18 protein-coding genes are annotated in these 16,769 nt (G+C 66.9%); 13 read left to right on the plus strand and 5 right to left on the minus strand.

Annotation, left to right across the window (positions count from 1 at the left end; all coding sequences use genetic code 11):
* Position 1 precedes the first annotated feature (1 nt).
* From LIW09_RS09670 to LIW09_RS09695, 6 genes are all read left to right on the plus strand, one after another.
* Positions 2-631 carry a general secretion pathway protein GspB gene (locus tag LIW09_RS09670; protein WP_256645420.1) on the plus strand — a complete coding sequence of 210 codons (630 nt, stop codon included), beginning with the start codon at positions 2-4 and terminating at the stop codon, positions 629-631.
* Positions 632-636: 5 nt separating this feature from the next.
* Entirely contained in the window at positions 637-855 is a 219-nt protein-coding gene (locus LIW09_RS09675) for an RNA-binding S4 domain-containing protein (protein ID WP_256647212.1), read from the plus strand.
* Between the two features lie 99 nt (positions 856-954).
* A complete protein-coding gene (locus LIW09_RS09680) occupies positions 955-1,455 on the plus strand; it encodes an RNA polymerase sigma factor (protein WP_256645421.1) in 501 nt (166 codons plus the stop codon).
* Positions 1,456-1,463: 8 nt separating this feature from the next.
* Positions 1,464-2,135: a serine/threonine protein kinase gene (locus LIW09_RS09685; RefSeq protein WP_256645422.1), complete on the plus strand. Its 672-nt coding sequence runs from the start codon at positions 1,464-1,466 to the stop codon at positions 2,133-2,135.
* Between the two features lie 80 nt (positions 2,136-2,215).
* The gene (locus LIW09_RS09690) at positions 2,216-2,767 is read left to right on the plus strand and encodes a LemA family protein (protein WP_256645423.1); all 552 of its coding nucleotides are present in this window, start codon (positions 2,216-2,218) and stop codon (positions 2,765-2,767) included.
* Positions 2,764-4,491 (plus strand): DUF2207 domain-containing protein, encoded by a 1,728-nt coding sequence (locus LIW09_RS09695; protein ID WP_256645424.1) that lies wholly within the window; start codon positions 2,764-2,766, stop codon positions 4,489-4,491. Before LIW09_RS09690 ends, LIW09_RS09695 begins: the two co-directional genes overlap by 4 nt.
* 6 nt (positions 4,492-4,497) lie before the next feature.
* Here LIW09_RS09695 and LIW09_RS09700 read toward each other — a convergent pair whose 3' ends face one another.
* Entirely contained in the window at positions 4,498-5,592 is a 1,095-nt protein-coding gene (locus tag LIW09_RS09700) for a COG3904 family protein (protein ID WP_256645425.1), read from the minus strand.
* Positions 5,593-5,748: 156 nt separating this feature from the next.
* Here LIW09_RS09700 and LIW09_RS09705 point away from each other — a divergent pair, with 156 nt between their 5' ends.
* The 4 genes from LIW09_RS09705 to LIW09_RS09720 all read left to right on the plus strand — a co-directional run bounded on the left by LIW09_RS09705 (position 5,749) and on the right by LIW09_RS09720 (position 9,961).
* The gene (locus LIW09_RS09705) at positions 5,749-6,267 is read left to right on the plus strand and encodes a hypothetical protein (protein WP_256645426.1); all 519 of its coding nucleotides are present in this window, start codon (positions 5,749-5,751) and stop codon (positions 6,265-6,267) included.
* A gap of 84 nt (positions 6,268-6,351) precedes the next feature.
* Complete coding sequence (dbpA, locus tag LIW09_RS09710; RefSeq protein WP_256647213.1) at positions 6,352-7,728, plus strand: ATP-dependent RNA helicase DbpA; 1,377 nt, start codon at positions 6,352-6,354, stop codon at positions 7,726-7,728.
* A 15-nt stretch (positions 7,729-7,743) separates the two neighbouring features.
* Positions 7,744-8,298 carry a DUF488 domain-containing protein gene (locus LIW09_RS09715; protein ID WP_256645427.1) on the plus strand — a complete coding sequence of 185 codons (555 nt, stop codon included), beginning with the start codon at positions 7,744-7,746 and terminating at the stop codon, positions 8,296-8,298.
* Positions 8,299-8,413: 115 nt separating this feature from the next.
* Positions 8,414-9,961, plus strand: a complete 1,548-nt coding sequence (locus LIW09_RS09720; protein WP_256645428.1) for an SDR family NAD(P)-dependent oxidoreductase — start codon at positions 8,414-8,416, stop codon at positions 9,959-9,961.
* Positions 9,962-10,014: 53 nt separating this feature from the next.
* On the opposite strand, the gene LIW09_RS09725 is transcribed toward LIW09_RS09720, so the two are convergent.
* Positions 10,015-11,127 carry a lysozyme inhibitor LprI family protein gene (locus tag LIW09_RS09725; RefSeq protein WP_256645429.1) on the minus strand — a complete coding sequence of 371 codons (1,113 nt, stop codon included), beginning with the start codon at positions 11,125-11,127 and terminating at the stop codon, positions 10,015-10,017.
* 103 nt (positions 11,128-11,230) lie between these two features.
* On the opposite strand from LIW09_RS09725, the gene LIW09_RS09730 reads away from it, so the two are divergent.
* A complete protein-coding gene (locus LIW09_RS09730; protein ID WP_256645430.1) occupies positions 11,231-12,709 on the plus strand; it encodes an aminotransferase class V-fold PLP-dependent enzyme in 1,479 nt (492 codons plus the stop codon).
* 78 nt (positions 12,710-12,787) lie between these two features.
* Here the strand turns inward: LIW09_RS09730 and LIW09_RS09735 are convergent, their stop codons facing one another.
* From LIW09_RS09735 to ubiH, 3 genes are all read right to left on the minus strand, one after another.
* Complete coding sequence (locus tag LIW09_RS09735) at positions 12,788-13,006, minus strand: polyprenyl synthetase (RefSeq protein WP_256645431.1); 219 nt, start codon at positions 13,004-13,006, stop codon at positions 12,788-12,790.
* Between the two features lie 136 nt (positions 13,007-13,142).
* Positions 13,143-14,345 carry an FAD-dependent oxidoreductase gene (locus LIW09_RS09740; protein WP_256645432.1) on the minus strand — a complete coding sequence of 401 codons (1,203 nt, stop codon included), beginning with the start codon at positions 14,343-14,345 and terminating at the stop codon, positions 13,143-13,145.
* Complete coding sequence (gene ubiH / locus LIW09_RS09745; protein WP_256645433.1) at positions 14,342-15,571, minus strand: 2-octaprenyl-6-methoxyphenyl hydroxylase; 1,230 nt, start codon at positions 15,569-15,571, stop codon at positions 14,342-14,344. The genes LIW09_RS09740 and ubiH overlap by 4 nt, the downstream gene beginning before the upstream one ends.
* Positions 15,572-15,614: 43 nt before the next feature.
* Here ubiH and LIW09_RS09750 point away from each other — a divergent pair, with 43 nt between their 5' ends.
* A complete protein-coding gene (locus tag LIW09_RS09750) occupies positions 15,615-16,184 on the plus strand; it encodes a DUF6580 family putative transport protein (protein ID WP_256645434.1) in 570 nt (189 codons plus the stop codon).
* Positions 16,185-16,193: 9 nt separating this feature from the next.
* Complete coding sequence (locus LIW09_RS09755) at positions 16,194-16,745, plus strand: cob(I)yrinic acid a,c-diamide adenosyltransferase (RefSeq protein ID WP_256645435.1); 552 nt, start codon at positions 16,194-16,196, stop codon at positions 16,743-16,745.
* Positions 16,746-16,769: the final 24 nt, after the last annotated feature.

Consider the following 16,769-nt stretch of genomic DNA (forward strand, 5'->3'; position numbering starts at 1 on the left):
GATGTCGCTGATCCTGGAAGCCCTGCGCAAATCCGAGGCCGAACGCCGCCGTGACAGCGCACCCGACGTGGCGCTGGAGCTGCCACCCGCGCCGCCACGCACGCGCCGCGTCGTGCCAGCCTGGCTGTGGCCGGCGCTGGCGCTGGCGCTGGCGCTGGCGGGCGGCATCGTTCTGGCCGCGCTGCGCGACTGGCCAACCGCAGGCGAGACCGCGCCGGGCAGCGTCGACGCAACGCCTGCCCCTGCGCCGGCACTCCGCGATCAGGCACCACCGCCGCCGGCTCCCGCCGTGGTGCCGCGCGCCATGCCGCGCCCATCGCCTGTGGTTGCCATGCCGGCGAGCACGCTCCCGCCGCCTCCAACCCCAAGTTTGCAGGCCCCGCCGCGGGCCCAGCCCGCAGCACCGCCCGCAAGCGACAACGACGCGCCCGACATCGCGGCCACTGCGCTGCCGCCGGTCAAGCTGAGCATGCATATGTGGGATGCCGACCCGGCCAGGCGCTTCGTGATCCTCGATGGCCAGCGGATGGGCGAAGGCGACCGCGCCGGCGGCATCGAAGTCATCAGCATCGACCGCAAGGGCGTGCTGATCCAACGCAACGGACAACGCGCACGGGTACCGATCCAGTGACCAACCTGCAGCACATCGATTTCGAACTCGACCGCGACTTCGTCGAACTCAACCAGCTGCTGAAGCTGGCTGGCCTGTGCGATTCCGGCGGTGCCGGCAAGCAGCTGGTGGCCAGCGGCGCGGTGTTCGTCGATGGGCGGGTGGAACATCGCAGGACCGCCAAGATCCGCGCCGGGCAAACGGTTGCGGTTGGCCATGTCGAAATCCGCATTCGCCCGCAATGAGATTTCCCCGGGCCGTGTGAGATTCCCGGCGCTGCCGCGAATCATGGTGGCAAGAGGCGCACACGACGCGCCGGTGATTCCACGGAGACCATCGCCACCATGACCGAGAACGGCGCCCACGCCTGCTTCAGCAAGCTGTTGCAGCAACACGGCGGCATCGTGTTCAAAGTCGCCAACACGTACGCGCGCGGCAACGAGGACCGCGCCGACCTGGCGCAGGAAATCGCCGCACAGCTCTGGCGTGCCTGGCCGACCTACGACCCGGCGCGCAGCGTGACCACCTGGATGTACCGAATCGCCCTGAACGTGGCGATCTCGCACGTGCGCAGCACCCACGTGCGACTGCGCCATGACGCGGTGCCGCTGGATGACTCTCTGCACGACATGGCGGATGGCAACGCCGCCAACCATGAGACCGAACAGCATCTGCGCCTGTTGCAGCAGTTCATCGCCCGGCAACCGCCACTGGATCGCGCGCTGCTGCTGCTCTACCTGGAAGAACGCAACCAACGCGAGATCGCCGAGATCCTCGGCATCAGCGAAAGCAATGTCTCCACCAAGATCGGGCGCCTGAAGCAGCGCATCCGCAACGACCTCTGAGCACACGCATGGACATCATCATGGAACTCGACGACTTCAAATCCGCCTGGCAGACCCTGGACCAGCGCCTGCAGCTCAACAACGCGCTGAAGCTGCACGAACTGCGCGAACGAACCCTGGCAAGGACCCGCGGCAGCCTGCGCCCGATCTACTGGGGGCAGATTGCGCAGATCCTGCTGATCGGCGTGCCGGCCATCGTTCTTGCCGGCGCGCTTTGGATGAGCAAACCGGCATTCGTCTCGGTGATCGTGGCGGGCGTGGCACTGCACCTCTATGGCGTGCTGACGATCATCGCGGCAGGGGTGGTGCTGGGCCAACTTGCGAAGATCGACCATGCCGCGCCAGTCGTGGACATCCAGAAGCAGCTTGCGCGCACGCGCACGCTCTACGTGCGCAGCGGGATGATCGCCGGCCTGCCCTGGTGGTTCCTGTGGGTGCCGATCCTGATGGCGTTGGCCGGCCTGGGCGATGTGGACCTGCTGCAGCGTGCGCCGCTGATGGTCTGGGGCGGCCTGGGCGTGGGCATGCTGGGACTGATGCTCACATTCCAGTTCCATCACTGGGCACGCAAGCCCGAGCGCGCCCGCTTCGGCCGCCTGATGGACGACAGCCTGACCGGCAGCAGCCTGCGCAAAGCCATCGCGCAACTGCAGGAAGTGCAGCGCTTCGAGCAGGACTGAGCCGCGCCGGAGAATACCCGCTGTCCCACCGCACGCGCTGCCTGCGTTTACCATCGTCATGGGTTCGACGAGATGCTGCGATGACGATAGTGGCACTGCTTGCAATCACCATCCTGGCGCTGTGGGGCGCAGCGGCGTTCAATACGCTGGTGCGACTGCGCAACCAGTTGCGCACGGCATGGGCAGACATCGACGTGCAATTGCAACGCCGGCATGACCTGGTCCCGCAACTGGTGGAAGCGGTCAAGGGCTACGCCGCACACGAGCGTGCCACGCTGGAAGCGGTCACCGAGCTGCGCGCACACGCGCTGTCAGCACGCGGCGCGGCAAGCCAAGGCACGGCAGAGACCGCACTGGAACAGGCACTGGGCCGTCTGATCGCGCTGCGCGAGGCCTATCCGGAACTCAAGGCCAGCGAGAACTTCGCCCAACTTTCGTCCGCGCTGGTCACTGTGGAAGAACATCTCCAGTACGCGCGCCGCTTCTACAACGGCGCGGTGCGCGACTACAACGATGCCACCCAGCGCCTGCCAGACCTGCTGATTGCGCGAAGCTTCGGCTTTTCCGCAGCCGAGTTCTTCCAGGCCGACGACGGCAGCCGCGCCGCGCCGGCCGTGGCGCTGGCGCCATGAAGGCCAGGCTGCTGTCGCTGATCGTGCCATGCCTGTTGCTGGCGCTTCCGGCGCGCGCGCAGGAACGCATCCTGTCGTATGACAGCGACGTGGCGGTGAACGCCGACGGCAGCATGGACGTGGAAGAACACATCCGCGTGCGCGCTGAAGGCAACCAGATCCGCCGCGGCATCTACCGCGACTTTCCCACCCGCTACCGCGATCGCCACGGCAATCGCGTGGTGGTCGATTTCCAGGTGAAAAACGTGCTGCGCGACGGCCACAGCGAGCCGTGGTTCACCGAGACCATGAGCAACGGCGTGCGCGTCAACACCGGCAATGACGACTTCCTGCCAGTGCCAGCCGAGTACACCTACACCCTGCGCTATCACACCACCCGACAGCTCGGCTTCTTCGCTGCCCATGACGAGCTGTACTGGAACGCGATCGGCACCGGCTGGGCGTTCCCCATCGAAACCGGCAGCGTCGATGTGCGCCTGCCGCAGGCGGTGCCGGTGGAACGCATGCAAGCCGAGGGTTATACCGGCGCGCAAGGGGACAGCAGCCAGCACTACAGCGCCACCCTGCCCGCACCCGGCCAGGCACGCTGGGAGCTGACCCAACCCCTGGCATCGCAACAGGGGCTGACCATCGTGCTCGGTTTCCCCAAGGGCGTCGTGACCGCACCCACTTCGACACAGCGACTGCAGTGGCTGCTGAAGGACAACCGTGGCGTATTGATCGCGCTGGCCAGCCTGCTGCTGATGGTCGCCTATGCGGTGCAGCGCTGGCGGCAAGTGGGCCGCGACCCCGCGCCCGGCGTCATCATCGCCCGCTACAACCCGCCCGAGGGCTATTCCCCGGCGGCACTGCGCTTCATCCGGCGGATGCGCGCAGATACCCGCTGCGTCACCTCGGACCTGCTGTCGCTGGCCGTGCGCGGCCTGGTCACCATTGAGCGCGACAAGCACTTCCTCAGCGACGACTGGACGCTGCAGCGCACGCGGCAGACGGCGGATGACGCGCTGCCCGGCTCGCAACGCGTCCTGCTGGGCGGGCTGTTCCGGGCCGGCGACACGCTCACGCTGGAAACCGGGAACCACAGCATTCTGCAATTGGCAACCGCGGCGCAGACCAGGATCCTGGAGGCAACGTATGCGGGGCGCATGTTCAAGCGCAACGCGGGCAGCACCGGCATCGCATTCCTCATTGGCGCCACCGGCATCGGGCTGGCGCTGTTCCATGCCGATGGCGGCGGGATTCCGCTGATCATCGGCATTGGCGTGTTGATGCTGATCGCCCTGTTCGTGCTGGGCAGCGTCATCCCGGCCCCGACGCCCGAAGGCCGCAAGCTGCTGGACGACATCGAAGGGCTCAAGCTGTACCTCGGCGTGGCCGAGCGCGAAGCACTTGCGCGCCTGCAGGGCCCGGATGCACCGCCGCAATTGAACGCCGAGCGGTATCAGTTCCTGCTGCCCTACGCGGTGGCCCTGGACGTGGAAGAGGCCTGGACCGAGAAATTCACGCTGGCAGTCGGCGCCACGGCAGCGGCGGCGGCGACCTCCAACATCGACTGGTATCGCGGCAGCGGCATCTCCAGCCTCAACCAGCTCAGCAGTGCCATCGGCAGCAGCCTCAGCTCGCAGATCGCCTCTGCCTCCACGCCGCCTGGCAGCTCGTCCGGCGGCGGTGGCGGCGGCTCGTCCGGCGGCGGTGGCGGTGGCGGGGGTGGGGGCGGCCGTTAAAACCGATTACGGATGCGCCACAGCCGGCGTGTCCCCGGCGTTGGCGTTTCCATCTGCAGGCGCAACCGCTGCGTTCTCGCCCGGCGCAGCCGCTGCGTCTGCTGGCGGCGTGGCGTCAGGGATCGCCAGCACGGCGCCGTCCAGCTCGGCCATCGGACTTTCGATGGGGCATTTCGGGTCAGGGAAGCCATAGCGGAGCCGCAGCGCAAGGCCGCAGGCATTGATCTCGGCCACGTCCTGGTTGTTGGCGTCGGCCGGCTGCACGCACTGTTGTTCGTAGGCACGGCGGAAGGTGTCGCGACGCTGCAGGAATTCGATGCCGCAGCGTCGCGCCAGGCGGATGCGGTCGAGATCATCCTCCACCGCATTGGCGCCGGACAGGCCGAACTGCTCCAGTTCGGCGTCGGTCAGGATGCGCAGAGTGCGGTTCGGCACCGTGGTCATCAGGTCATACACTTCGATGGACGCGCCGTTGCGCTCCAGATAATTGCGCAGTTCGTCGCTGAGCCTGCGCAACTCCTCGCCCAGTTCCTTGCGCGAGGTCGCCGTGGACTTCACCCGGATCATCCGATGCACGCCCACCGGCCCCACGATCACGCGCATGTCACCGGCGGCCAGCAGCAGCACGCACGCGCTATGGCACACCGAGTCGCCGCGCACCCAGATGGTCCAGTCGTTTTCGCCGATGGCATCACCGGCGCGGATCGCCGCTTCCACGCTGCCGCCGCCGGAGTCGATGTCGAGGATGCGCTTGCCGATGCCAAGGTCCGTGGCCACCTTGCCGCTGCGCTCTGCCAGCGCGGCAAAACTGGCGGTCACCTTGCCCTTGTAGCGCAACCGCACCAGCCCGGTGGCGCGACAATCCTGCATGCTGGCGCGCATGTCCAGATAGGCCAGCGACAGCAGTGGCTTGCCATCCCCGTGGTGATAGTCGGCGCCACAATCAATCCAGGCGTCGCCTGCCTCCAGCCGTTCCGGCGACCAGTCGATCTGCGCCTGCTCCTTGCGCTGCACCACCGGCGCAGGCGGCTCCAGCGGGCCGGCATTGGTGCGGGCCGGCTCGGGCGCGCGGCCGCAGGCGGACACCAGCAAGCACAGCACGAGCAAAATCCAGCGTAGCGGCATCGGAGCGTGACAGGCGGGGAGGTGCACCAGTGTAGTGCGGCCCCCCGCGCCAGCCCACAATCGGCGATGAACCGGCGTGCCAGGCCGATTCCGTGCGAGGATTCCCGCCGGCAGACATCCGGGGGAGCCGCCGTGGCCGGAAATCGCAACCTGACCCGGGCGGATTTCGATACCGCCCAGAAGCTGCGCGGGAAGATGTGGTTCATCTACCCCTTCTTCGGCATCCACATGCTGATGTTCGGGTTGTCCGGCTTTTTCATGGCCTATTCGTCAAGCCGGCCCGACCTGACCTTCATTTACCTGCACGGCGGCATCGCCATCTTCGTGTACATGACGTTCTACCTGGTGATCTTCGGCCGCGACGAGATCAAGTGGATGCTGATCAACGCGGCGCTTGGCATCGTCGGCATTTACTCGCAGATCGGCTGGCTGCTGGCGCGCTTCGGCAAACAGATCGACGACTACCCGTGGTACGTGCACATCACGCCATTCCTGTATTTCGTGCTGTACACGTTCCTGCTGCGGCAGTTCCTGCTGGATGTCACCAACAGCCGGGAAAACCCGGCGCGACGCCGCTGGGTCAACAACGGCTACGTGGCGATTTCGCTGCTGGTGTACGGTGCATTCCTGCTGCACGGGCGGCCCGCCTGAGCGGCCTAGGCGGGCCGCAGGCCATGGACAATCCCGCCAACGCACGCGTGACGGGCGCCAAAGCTGCGATCATGGGCCATGTCCATGCCCACTACCTTTGCCGAACTGGCGCTGTCCCCGTCGCTGCACGCGGGCCTTGATGCGCTGGCCTATACCCAACTCACGCCGGTGCAGGCGCAGTCCCTGCCGGCGATTCTGCAAGGCCGCGACGTGATCGCGCAGGCGCCCACCGGCAGCGGCAAGACCGCCGCCTTCGGGCTGGGCCTGCTGCATCGGGTCGATCCTGGCGTCATGCGCACGCAGGCGCTGGTGCTGTGCCCCACCCGCGAGCTGGCAGACCAAGTCGGCAAGCAATTGCGCAAGCTCGCCACCGGCATCGCCAATTTGAAGCTGTCTGTGCTGTGCGGCGGCATCCCGCTGGCACCGCAGCTGGCCTCGTTGGCGCACGCGCCGCACGTGGTGGTCGGCACGCCCGGCCGCGTCCTGGAACTGGTGCAAAAAGATGCATTGCAGCTGCGCGGCATCCAGACACTGGTGCTGGATGAAGCCGACCGGATGCTCGACATGGGTTTCGAGGACGCCATCCGGGCGCTGGTCAAGCGCACGCCGAAGGATCGGCAATCGCTGCTGTTCTCGGCCACCTTCCCGGACGCGATCCGCACGCTGGGCAACGCGATGCTGCGCGATGCGCTGGAAGTCAGCGTTGATGGCGGTGCCAAGCCGGCCAGCATCGAGGAACGTTTCTTCGAGACCGAGCCAGCCCGCCGCGCGCCCGTGCTGGCATCGCTGCTGCTGCAGTTCAAGCCCGAATCCGCGGTGGTGTTCTGCAACATGCGGCGCGATACCGAAGAAGTGGTCGGCTCGCTCGCCCACTACGGATTCACCGCGCTCGCCCTGCATGGCGACATGGAGCAACGCGATCGCGATGAAGTGCTGGTGCGCTTTTCCAACCGCAGCTGCAATGTGCTGGTGGCCAGCGACGTCGCCGCACGCGGGCTGGACATCGACGACATCGGCGCCGTGGTGAACTACGAACTGCCCACCGATGCCGACACGTACCTGCATCGCGTCGGGCGCACCGGCCGCGCGGGCCGCAGCGGATTGGCATTGAGTCTGGTCGCCGCGCAGGACCACGCCCGCGTGGCACTGCTGGAAGCGCGCCAGGACAGGCAGATCCGGCTGGAGCGCATCGCTCCAATGGAAGGCAAGCCGGGCAATGCGCCACAGGCGAAGATGACCACCCTGCGCATCGACGCGGGCCGGACCGACAAGCTGCGGCCCGGCGATATCGTCGGCGCATTGACCGGCGACGCCGGATTGGCCAAGGACGCCATCGGCAAGATCGATGTCTTCGCAACCCGCAGCTACGTCGCCATCGCGCGGGCGCAGGCAAGGATGGCGCTGGATCGCCTGCGCGCAGGCAAGATCAAGGGCCGCAAATTCCGGGTGAACCTGGTGTAATCACCGGATCCCCGCATGGGAAGCGTTCCCGTCACCGTGCACACGATCGGCCATTCCACCCGGCCGCTGGCGCAGTTCCTCGGCTTGTTGCAGGCCGCCGCCATTGACTGCGTGGTCGATGTGCGCCGACTGCCGGGATCGCGTGCATACCCGCAGTACAACGCCGATGCCCTGCAGCATTCGCTGGCCGATGCGGGCATCGACTACCGGCATTCGGCAGGACTGGCCGGGCGGCGACGCGCCTCGGAAGTCCCACTGCGCGCCACAACAACGTTCTGGAGCAATCCTGGCTTCGCCCGTTACGCCGCATACGCAACCACGCAGGAATTCCGCGATGGCCTGCATGCACTCGAGCAGCGCGCCGCGCGCCAGGCCTGCGCGGTGATGTGCGCAGAAGCCGTGTGGTGGCGCTGCCATCGCCGCATCATCGCGGACCATTTGCTTGCCGACGGATTCCGGGTCATGCACATCCTAGGTCCCGGCAAGATCGAACCCGCCACGCTCACCAAGGGCGCGTGCATCGTCGCTGCGTTGCCGGTCTATCCGGACCATCCCCCTGGCGCAGGGTGACCCGGCGCGCTTGCCCCGGGCGATAATGGCGGCTGCATGCACCCCGGATGTTGCCTTGAACGCCACAGCTTCCCCAGCCTCGCCCCTCGATCCAGAACGCGGCGCCGACATCGCCATGGATGACCTGAACGCCACCCTGGCACTGCTGGAAGCGATCATCGCCAACCGCGACATCCTCGACGCGCTGCCGGTGGAAAAACGCGAGCAGTTATTGCAAGCGGTCGCGCTGGTCCATCACCCCGAACCACGCATGCGCCGGCGCAAGGCCAAGGACCAGGCGCGCGAGCGCGCGCAGGAAAAGGCGCGGGCGACGGAGGAGCTGCTCAATCAAACGGGCATCCGCACCCTGCGCCGCAAGCCGGTGTTCACCACGCCCAATTGCTTCCCACCGCAAGCGCCGGGCCAGCATGACCCGCGCAACAGCGCGTCGGATGCGCTGCCGCACATGGAATCCCCGGAGCTGCTGCATTGCTACGTGTGCAAGCAGAAGTACACGCGGGTGCATCATTTCTACGACCAGCTGTGTCCGGCCTGCGCGGAGCTGAACTTCTTCAAGCGCACCGAAACCGCCGACCTGCGCGGCCGTGTCGCCCTGCTCACCGGCGGGCGCGTCAAGATCGGCTACCAGGCCGGCCTGAAGCTGCTGCGCGCCGGCGCCGAACTCATCGTCACCACGCGCTTCCCGCGCGATTCCGCGGCGCGCTATGCCGCCGAACCCGACTTCGCCGACTGGGGCCAGCGGCTGCAAGTTTTCGGCCTGGATCTGCGCCACACCCCCAGCGTGGAAGCGTTCTGCACGCAACTGCTGGCCACCCGTTTGCGCCTGGATTTCATCATCAACAATGCCTGCCAGACCGTGCGTCGCCCGCCGGCGTTCTATGCACACATGATGGAAGGCGAGACCGCAGCGCTGCAGGCGATGCCGGAACACGTGCGCCACCTGCTGGGCAACTACGAGGGCCTGCGCAGCGCCGACCTGCTGATGAATGCAACCGGCAGCGCGCTGCAAGCACACGCGCCAGACATCCCCGGCGCCACCGGCCTCATCCGCGCGGCGGAACTCTCGCAGGTGCCGCTGCTGGCCGACGAACTGCTGGGCCAGGCGCATCTCTTCCCCGAAGGCCGGCTGGACCAGGACCTGCAGCAGGTCGATTTGCGCGGACGCAATTCATGGCGCCTGCAAATGGACGAGGTGCCTTCCGTCGAACTGCTGGAAACGCAGCTGGTCAATGCCATCGCACCGTTCATCATCAACGCGCGGCTGAAGCCGCTGATGCTGCGCACGCCAGAAGGCGAGGCCGCCACCTTCGACAAGCACATCGTCAACGTTTCGGCAGTGGAAGGCCAGTTCTACCGGAACTTCAAGACCACCAAGCACCCGCACACGAACATGGCCAAGGCCGCGCTGAACATGATGACGCGCACCGCCGCCGCCGATTACCACGGCGATGGCATCCACATGAATTCCGTGGATACCGGCTGGGTGACCGACGAAGACCCGGCCGAAATCGCCGCACGCAAGATCGTCGAAGAGCGCTTCCATCCCCCACTCGACATCGTCGATGGGGCGGCGCGCATCGTGGACCCGATCATCCACGGCTTCAACACCGGCGAGCACGTGTGGGGGCAATTCCTGAAGGACTACGCGCCGACGGATTGGTAAGCGCTGGCGTGCCGCTGGTCGTTGCAGGCGCATCAACGGATGCTGGCGCACACTCAAGGTTGCGGCGCGAATTGCTCGAGGAACGCGGTGCGCTGCCGGGTCAGCCCGGCATTGATGCTGGCGGTGCTCACCTGCGGATACTTCACCGCCACGAAGCGGACGAAGGCGTCGCGGTAGCGAAGCCAGGCGCGCTGCGCTTCGCGGACACCAGACTGGACGACCGTCCCTTCGCTGATGCGCCCATCGGCCGCCGGCCTGGTCGCCATGATCTGCCGATAGACGCGATTCATCCGGGCGTCGGCGAGCCGGCCATCCTGCGCCGACGCAGCCGGGAACCGGTTGGCCTGCAGCGCAGCCAGCCACCGCATCAGCGCCTCACTGACCTCTTGCTCCCGGTCCTGCATGAAGCCGACGCGCCCGGACCCACCAAGGTCCACCTCATTTTCGCTGCTGGCAGTCGCGAAAGCCTGCATTGCCGCCAACAGCTCGTCCAGACGCTTGCGCTCGGCCAGCGTCCATCCGCGCGACATGCCGTCGATCGTGTCCGAGCGCCTGGCATCGGCCATCGAAGCCGCATGGATCGCGCAGAAGCCTCCCGCCATGCCGCTGGTGATGTCGTCGCAGTAATCAAAATCGCTGCCGGCCCACGCCTCGGCCGCAAGCCGCTGCAAATGCGAGACGCGCCCATGCGACTCATACGCCGCGCCCCCGATTCGGCATGCCAGCGCGGTGGCCAAGTCCAGGTTGCGGTCCGCGCCGACGCCGTTGGCATAGATCGTCATCAGCATCGCCGTGCCGCTGAACGGCCACTGGTTGCCATCCGCCCGCTGTGTTTCAAGCAGCGCGCACTGCCGCGCCCGCACCGGTGCGACGGGCATGCCGATCCCGTAGTAAAGCGCCTCGGAATCACACTCCGACAGGGTGGCTGCCGTGGCGGCGTCGGGCCAATCGCCGGGCGGTGGCTCCAGCCCGCGCAGCCGCCCGCAGATGGCCTTCGAGCCGGCAAATTGCGGGCCCTGGGTGATGCGCGCGCTGTCGTCGGCCCAGTTCCAGTCTGGCGATTCGGCCTGTGCCGGCAGGGGCGCGTGGACGATGTTGGAAACCTGCGCGACGCCCGGACCGGGCAAGGCAAACAGGGCCGCAAGAAGCCACCGAATTTTCAGCATGCGGAATTGTCCATCGAAACTGCCCCGGGCCTCAAATCCTGAGGGCGCGCCAGTGGCGACTTTGCTATCTTGCCCGGTCTCCGCCAAGGAGAGGACGCTCTGGATGAATCCCTTGGAACACCACTTCGCCCCGTTTCGCGCCAACACCATTGGCAACGCGCAAACCTTTCGCTCGCCGCATGGCGAGCAGCGCATCGTCTATGCCGACTGGACGGCCAGTGGCCGCCTGTATCGGCCGATCGAAGAGCGGCTGCTGGACGGCCTCGGCCCGTATGTGGGCAACACCCATTCGGAGAGCAGCGAAACCGGGCGCGCAATGACCCTTGCCTATCACGAAGCGCACCGCATCCTGAAGGCCCACGCAAACGCAGGGCCCGACGACCTGATCATTTCCAGCGGCACCGGCATGACCGGGGTGATCAACAAGTTCCAGCGCATCCTCGGGCTGAAGGCGCCACAGGCCCTGCGCCGCTTCCTCGACATCGCCGAAGCGGAGCGCCCGGTGGTGTTCATCACCCACATGGAGCATCACTCCAACCAGACTTCCTGGTACGAGACCATTGCCGATGTCGTGGTGGTGCCGCCGGATGAACAGGGGTTGGTGGACCTGGCCGCACTGCAATCACTGCTGCACGACTACCGCGCGCGCCCGCTGAAAATCGGCGCGTTCACGGCCTGCTCGAATGTCACGGGCGTCTGCACGCCGTACCACGCGATGGCCAGGCTGATGCATCAGGCCGGTGGCGTGGCCTTCATCGACTTCGCTGCGTCGGCCCCGTACGTGGACATCGACATGCATCCCGCAGACCCCGAGGAGCGTCTCGATGCCGTGCTGTGGTCACCGCACAAATTCCTTGGCGGGCCGGGGTCATCCGGCGTGCTGATCTTCAATCGCAACCTGTATCGCAACACGGTTCCCGACGACTGCGGCGGCGGCACCGTGAACTGGACCAACCCGTGGGGCGAATACTCCTTCCTCGAAGACATCGAGGCGCGCGAGGATGCCGGAACTCCGGGTTTCCTGCAGACGATCAAGGCCGCGCTTGCGGTGCAGTTGAAAGACCAGATGGGCGTCGCGGCGATGCGCCAGCGCGAAGACGAGATCGTTCCGTACGTGATGGATGCGCTGCAGGCGATCCCGGGCGTCAACCTGCTGGCGCGGACGCGCCGCGATCGGCTCGCGATATTCTCGTTCTACGTCACCGGGATCCATTACAACCTGATCGTGCAGCTCCTCAACGACCGCTTCGGCGTGCAGGCGCGCGGCGGCTGTTCCTGCGCCGGCACCTACGGCCACTACCTGCTGCACGTGGACCCGACCCTGTCGCATTCGATCACCGATCGCATCGACCAGGGCGATCTGTCCGACAAGCCCGGCTGGGTGCGGATTTCCTTCCATCCAAGCACGGCGTCGGCGGATATCGACCACACGCTCGATGCCGTGCGCGAGATCGTCGAGCATGTGCACGAGTGGGCCATGGACTATGACTATTCGCCGCTCACCAACGAGTTCACGCGCCGCGATGCCGATGCCGGCGCGCCGCTGGACCGCGTCAAGCGCTGGTTCGAACTGGGCCGCTGAAGACGCCCGGGAAATCGCCATGACGCCAGGCGGGCTGGCGTTTCCAGCCCGGCCCTACGGCGACGCCGGATGCCTGCATCAACGTTGCAGCTCGGCAACGATCTCCGACACGTTGAGCCCGATCTCGAGCTGCAGGCGAACATGTGCGCGCTCCTTGCGCGACAGGCTGCGCCCCAAGGCAACGCGGACATCCTCCGCCTGCAGGATGCGCATGATCCTCGGCAGTGCCGAACCGACCGCATCAGGCCCGTAGCCGGCTTCACGCAATGCCGCGCGAATCAGTTCCTCGACGTCCATCGTTCATCCTGATTGATCCCGCTTCAACGTTGCCCGGGAATGACCCCGCAATCTACACCGACTCCCGATGCTTCGTTCGGTTCGCGCATGCCGGTGCCCACCTGCCGGCGCGCATCGTGCTTCCATCGCCGCGACTTCAAGCCCCGGCCGCATGCCGCCACAGTGCGCGGCTGATCGGCGGCAACTTCCCGGCAATGCCCAGCAGGTGGCCGCGCAGCAACGTGAGCAAGAAAGCATCATTGCTGGACACGCGGTTGATGGCCTCGAAGGCAAGCGCGCTCACCGCATTCTCGCTGCGGCGGGTTCGGGCCCAGCGCGCGAGGCGCGCAGGGGCGGCGATGTCGCGTCCTTTTCCTCGCGCATCGCGCGCCAGCGCGCGCAGCGCCGAGACATCGCGCAACCCCAGGTTCACGCCCTGGCCGGCCAATGGATGCACCACGTGGGCGGCATCGCCGATGAGCAACACCCGGCCTGCGCAAAGCCGCCTGGCAAGCTGGCGCCGCAAGGGGAACGCCGCACGCGGCGAATGCAGGCGGAATTCGCCCAACTCGCCGGCGAAAGCGGCCGTCAGCTCGCGCTCGAACTGGTCTTCCGGTGCGTTCTGCAGGCGCTGCGCGTCCGCCTCTGGCAGAGTCCAGACGATCGAACCCAGCCGTCCCTGCAGGCCTGGATCATCGTCATCATTGAAGGGCAACAACGCCAGCGGGCCAGTGGGCAGGAATCGCTGCCAACACGTGTCCTGGTGCGGCAACGCACTGGTCACGAACGCCACCACGCCGCGTTGCTGGTAGTCGTGGCAATCCACCTCGATGCCGGCCAGCGTGCGCAAGGCGGATTGCGCGCCGTCGGCGGCGATGGCCAGTGCTGCATCCAGCGCGCGTCCATCGTCCAGCGTGACGCGAACGCCGGCGTCAGACTGCTCCAATCCGACGATCCGTGCCGGGCAATGCACGCGCACGCCGGCCGACGCCAGCGCCTGCCAAAGCACATCGACCAGTAGCCCGTTCTCCACGATCCAACCCAGCTGCGGCTGCCCCAGCGTATCGGCATCGAACACCAGCGGCGCGCCACCGGCGGCATCCCAGACACGCATGCCGCGATACGGCTGGACGCGCAAGGCGGCCACCTGCGCCCATGCACCCAGCGCGTCCAGCAATGCGGCGTTGTCCGGTGCGAAGGCGAACACCCGAAGATCGCGCGTCTCACGCCGCCACGGCGCGGGCCACGCGGGATCGACCAGGGCGACCTGCAATCCCTCACGCGCCAGCGCCAGCGCTGCGCACGCACCGACCACGCCGCCGCCGGCCACCACCACATCCAGAGTCCGTTGACGGCTCAAGCTCGCGCCCTCCGGCACATCTGCGGCACATCGCCGCGATAGCCCATGGCCCCGCCAACCAACCCGCCCTGCAGCCAACCCAGCGCATCGACCGCCAGCATGCCGGCGCTGCGCAACGGGCGCGCGAGCAGCGAACGGTTGGCAGTCAGCTTCGCCAAGCCGTCGGAAAACGCCAGCGTGCGTGCGCGATCTTCGCCACGGCGGGCAGCGTAACGCCGCAATACGGCATCGCTGCCGGGATCATCCAATTGCCCGGCGATGCATTCCGCCAGCGTCAGCGCATCGCGCAGGCCGAGGTTGAAGCCCTGTGCGCCCAACGGATGGATGGACTGCGCGGCGTTGCCCACCAGTACTGCACGTGGCGCCACCAGTGTCGCAGCGACGCAGCTCTGCATCGGGTACATGCTGCGCGGACCAACCGCGAGAAAACGTCCCGCCCGCCATCCAAACACCGACTGCACGCGGGCGAGGAAATCGCCATCGCTGAGTGCAGCCACCGCGTCCGCCTCGCCGCTTGCCACCCCATGCACCAGCCCGTAGTGGCCGTCACCGCGCGGCAACAGTGCGGTTGGGCCCTGCTCGGTCAACCGCTCCCAGGCGGTGCCGTCCGGCGGGCGCTGGGCGCGCAGCCGGGCGACAAACAGCGACTGCCGGTAATCGTGGCTGCGGGCCTCGATGGAAAGCGCGTCGCGGACGGCGCTGCGGGCGCCATCGGCGGCAACCAGCAGTTTCGCGCGCAATGCATGCTGCCCGTCTGCATCGGCGACGCGAACGCTGCGCAGGCCATCGGCTGCGTCACCCAAGCCAATGAAGCGTGCAGGGCGATAGCGCCGGAGGCGATGCAACTGCTGCAGCCGCGCTTCCAGCGCCTCGCCAAAATCGCTGGCCACCACGACGCGGCCAAATTCCTCCCGCCCGTGGTTGCAGGCATCGAGCTTGATCCGCCCGACATCGCCGGCGCGACTGACGTGAATGCGCCGGATGCTGCCGGTGGTCGCGCGCATCAGCGGCAGCACGCCAAGCGCGTGCAGGGCATTGACGGTGGCCTCGGCAAAACTGAGGTTGCGCTGGTCGAAGACCGCCGGCAACGCGCCCGCCGGCGCAGCTTCCAGCAGGCCGACCTCCAGGCCAAGCGCATCGAGTGCAATGGCGAGGCTGGCGCCGACCAGGCCGCCACCGACAATCAGCACATCGTGGGTCACCGCTTCGGGGAGCGTCGCTGTCATTGCGCTATGCTAATGCTTCCACTGCAGCAGACGAACCATTGCCATGAATCGCCCCGCCTCCCTGCCCGCCACTGGCCCGCTGGTGCTTGCCGCGCTGATTTTCGTTGCCGCGCTGACCCGGGTGCTTCCGCATCCACCGAATTTCTCGCCCATCGAAGCGGTGGCGCTGTTTGGCGGCGCCTATTTCGCCAAGCGCCACTGGGCGCTGCTGGTGCCGCTGCTGGCCATGTTCGCCTCGGATTTGACGCTTGGCATGCTCAACGGCGGCATCTACTGGAGCTATTTCGCCAGCGCAGGCTACCTGCTGGTGTATGCGTGCATCGCGTTGTCCACAGTGCTCGGCTTCGGCCTGCGCGGCAAGGTGAGTGGCATGCGTGTCCTCGGGTATTCGCTGGTGGGGTCGCTGATCTTCTTCGCGGTCACCAATTTCGGCGTATGGGCGTTCGGTTCGATGTACCAGCCCAACATGAACGGCCTGATGGCGGCATTCGTCGCCGGCATCCCGTTCTTCCAGTGGACCGTGCTGGGCACCTTGTTCTATTCCGCATTGCTGTTTGGCGGCTTCGAGCTGCTGCGCCGACACAACCCCGCCCTGCAGCCGCAAACGGTCTGATCGCGGCACATGGGCAACCGTCTTTCCAAGATCTACACGCGCACGGGCGACGACGGCAGCACCGGCCTGGGCGATGGCGCCCGGGTGGGCAAGGACTCCGCGCGGGTCGAAGCCTACGGCACCGTGGATGAGGCAAATTCCTGCATCGGCGTCCTGCTGGCCGCCGACGTGCCCGATGCCGTGCGCGAACTGCTGATCCGCATCCAGCACCAGTTGTTCGACCTCGGCGGCGAGCTGTGCATCCCCGGCCATGCGGCGATTTTCGATGCCGATATCGATGCGCTGGAAGCGCAGTTGGACCAGTTCAACGAAGACCTGCCTCCGCTGAAGGAATTCATCCTGCCCGGCGGGGGCGAAGCAGCGGCGCGTTGCCATGTCGCCCGCACGGTGGTGCGCCGCGCCGAGCGTGCCGCGGTGACGCTGGCGCGCCTGGAGGATGTGCGGCCACAGCCGGTGCGTTACCTGAATCGCCTGTCGGACCTTCTGTTCGTGCTGTCGCGGGTGCTGGCCCGCGCCAGCGGCCACGGTGAAGTGCTGTGGAAGCACGAGCGCCGCAAGTAATCCCGGCCCGCACTTCTTGCCGGC

It is taken from the genome of Thermomonas paludicola (genome assembly GCF_024498955.1).
GTDB classification, from domain to species: Bacteria; Pseudomonadota; Gammaproteobacteria; order Xanthomonadales; family Xanthomonadaceae; genus Thermomonas; species Thermomonas paludicola.

Coding starts and splice junctions, on each gene's coding strand:
- LIW09_RS09755 (WP_256645435.1), top strand. CDS start 16,194: ATGGGCAACCGTCTTTCCAAGATCTACACGCGCACGGGCGACGACGGC.
- LIW09_RS09695 (WP_256645424.1), top strand. CDS start 2,764: ATGAAGGCCAGGCTGCTGTCGCTGATCGTGCCATGCCTGTTGCTGGCG.
- ubiH (WP_256645433.1), bottom strand. CDS start 15,571: ATGACAGCGACGCTCCCCGAAGCGGTGACCCACGATGTGCTGATTGTC.
- LIW09_RS09690 (WP_256645423.1), top strand. CDS start 2,216: ATGACGATAGTGGCACTGCTTGCAATCACCATCCTGGCGCTGTGGGGC.
- LIW09_RS09735 (WP_256645431.1), bottom strand. CDS start 13,006: ATGGACGTCGAGGAACTGATTCGCGCGGCATTGCGTGAAGCCGGCTAC.
- LIW09_RS09750 (WP_256645434.1), top strand. CDS start 15,615: ATGAATCGCCCCGCCTCCCTGCCCGCCACTGGCCCGCTGGTGCTTGCC.
- LIW09_RS09725 (WP_256645429.1), bottom strand. CDS start 11,127: ATGCTGAAAATTCGGTGGCTTCTTGCGGCCCTGTTTGCCTTGCCCGGT.
- dbpA (WP_256647213.1), top strand. CDS start 6,352: ATGCCCACTACCTTTGCCGAACTGGCGCTGTCCCCGTCGCTGCACGCG.
- LIW09_RS09685 (WP_256645422.1), top strand. CDS start 1,464: ATGGACATCATCATGGAACTCGACGACTTCAAATCCGCCTGGCAGACC.
- LIW09_RS09680 (WP_256645421.1), top strand. CDS start 955: ATGACCGAGAACGGCGCCCACGCCTGCTTCAGCAAGCTGTTGCAGCAA.
- LIW09_RS09730 (WP_256645430.1), top strand. CDS start 11,231: ATGAATCCCTTGGAACACCACTTCGCCCCGTTTCGCGCCAACACCATT.
- LIW09_RS09670 (WP_256645420.1), top strand. CDS start 2: ATGTCGCTGATCCTGGAAGCCCTGCGCAAATCCGAGGCCGAACGCCGC.
- LIW09_RS09715 (WP_256645427.1), top strand. CDS start 7,744: ATGGGAAGCGTTCCCGTCACCGTGCACACGATCGGCCATTCCACCCGG.
- LIW09_RS09720 (WP_256645428.1), top strand. CDS start 8,414: ATGGATGACCTGAACGCCACCCTGGCACTGCTGGAAGCGATCATCGCC.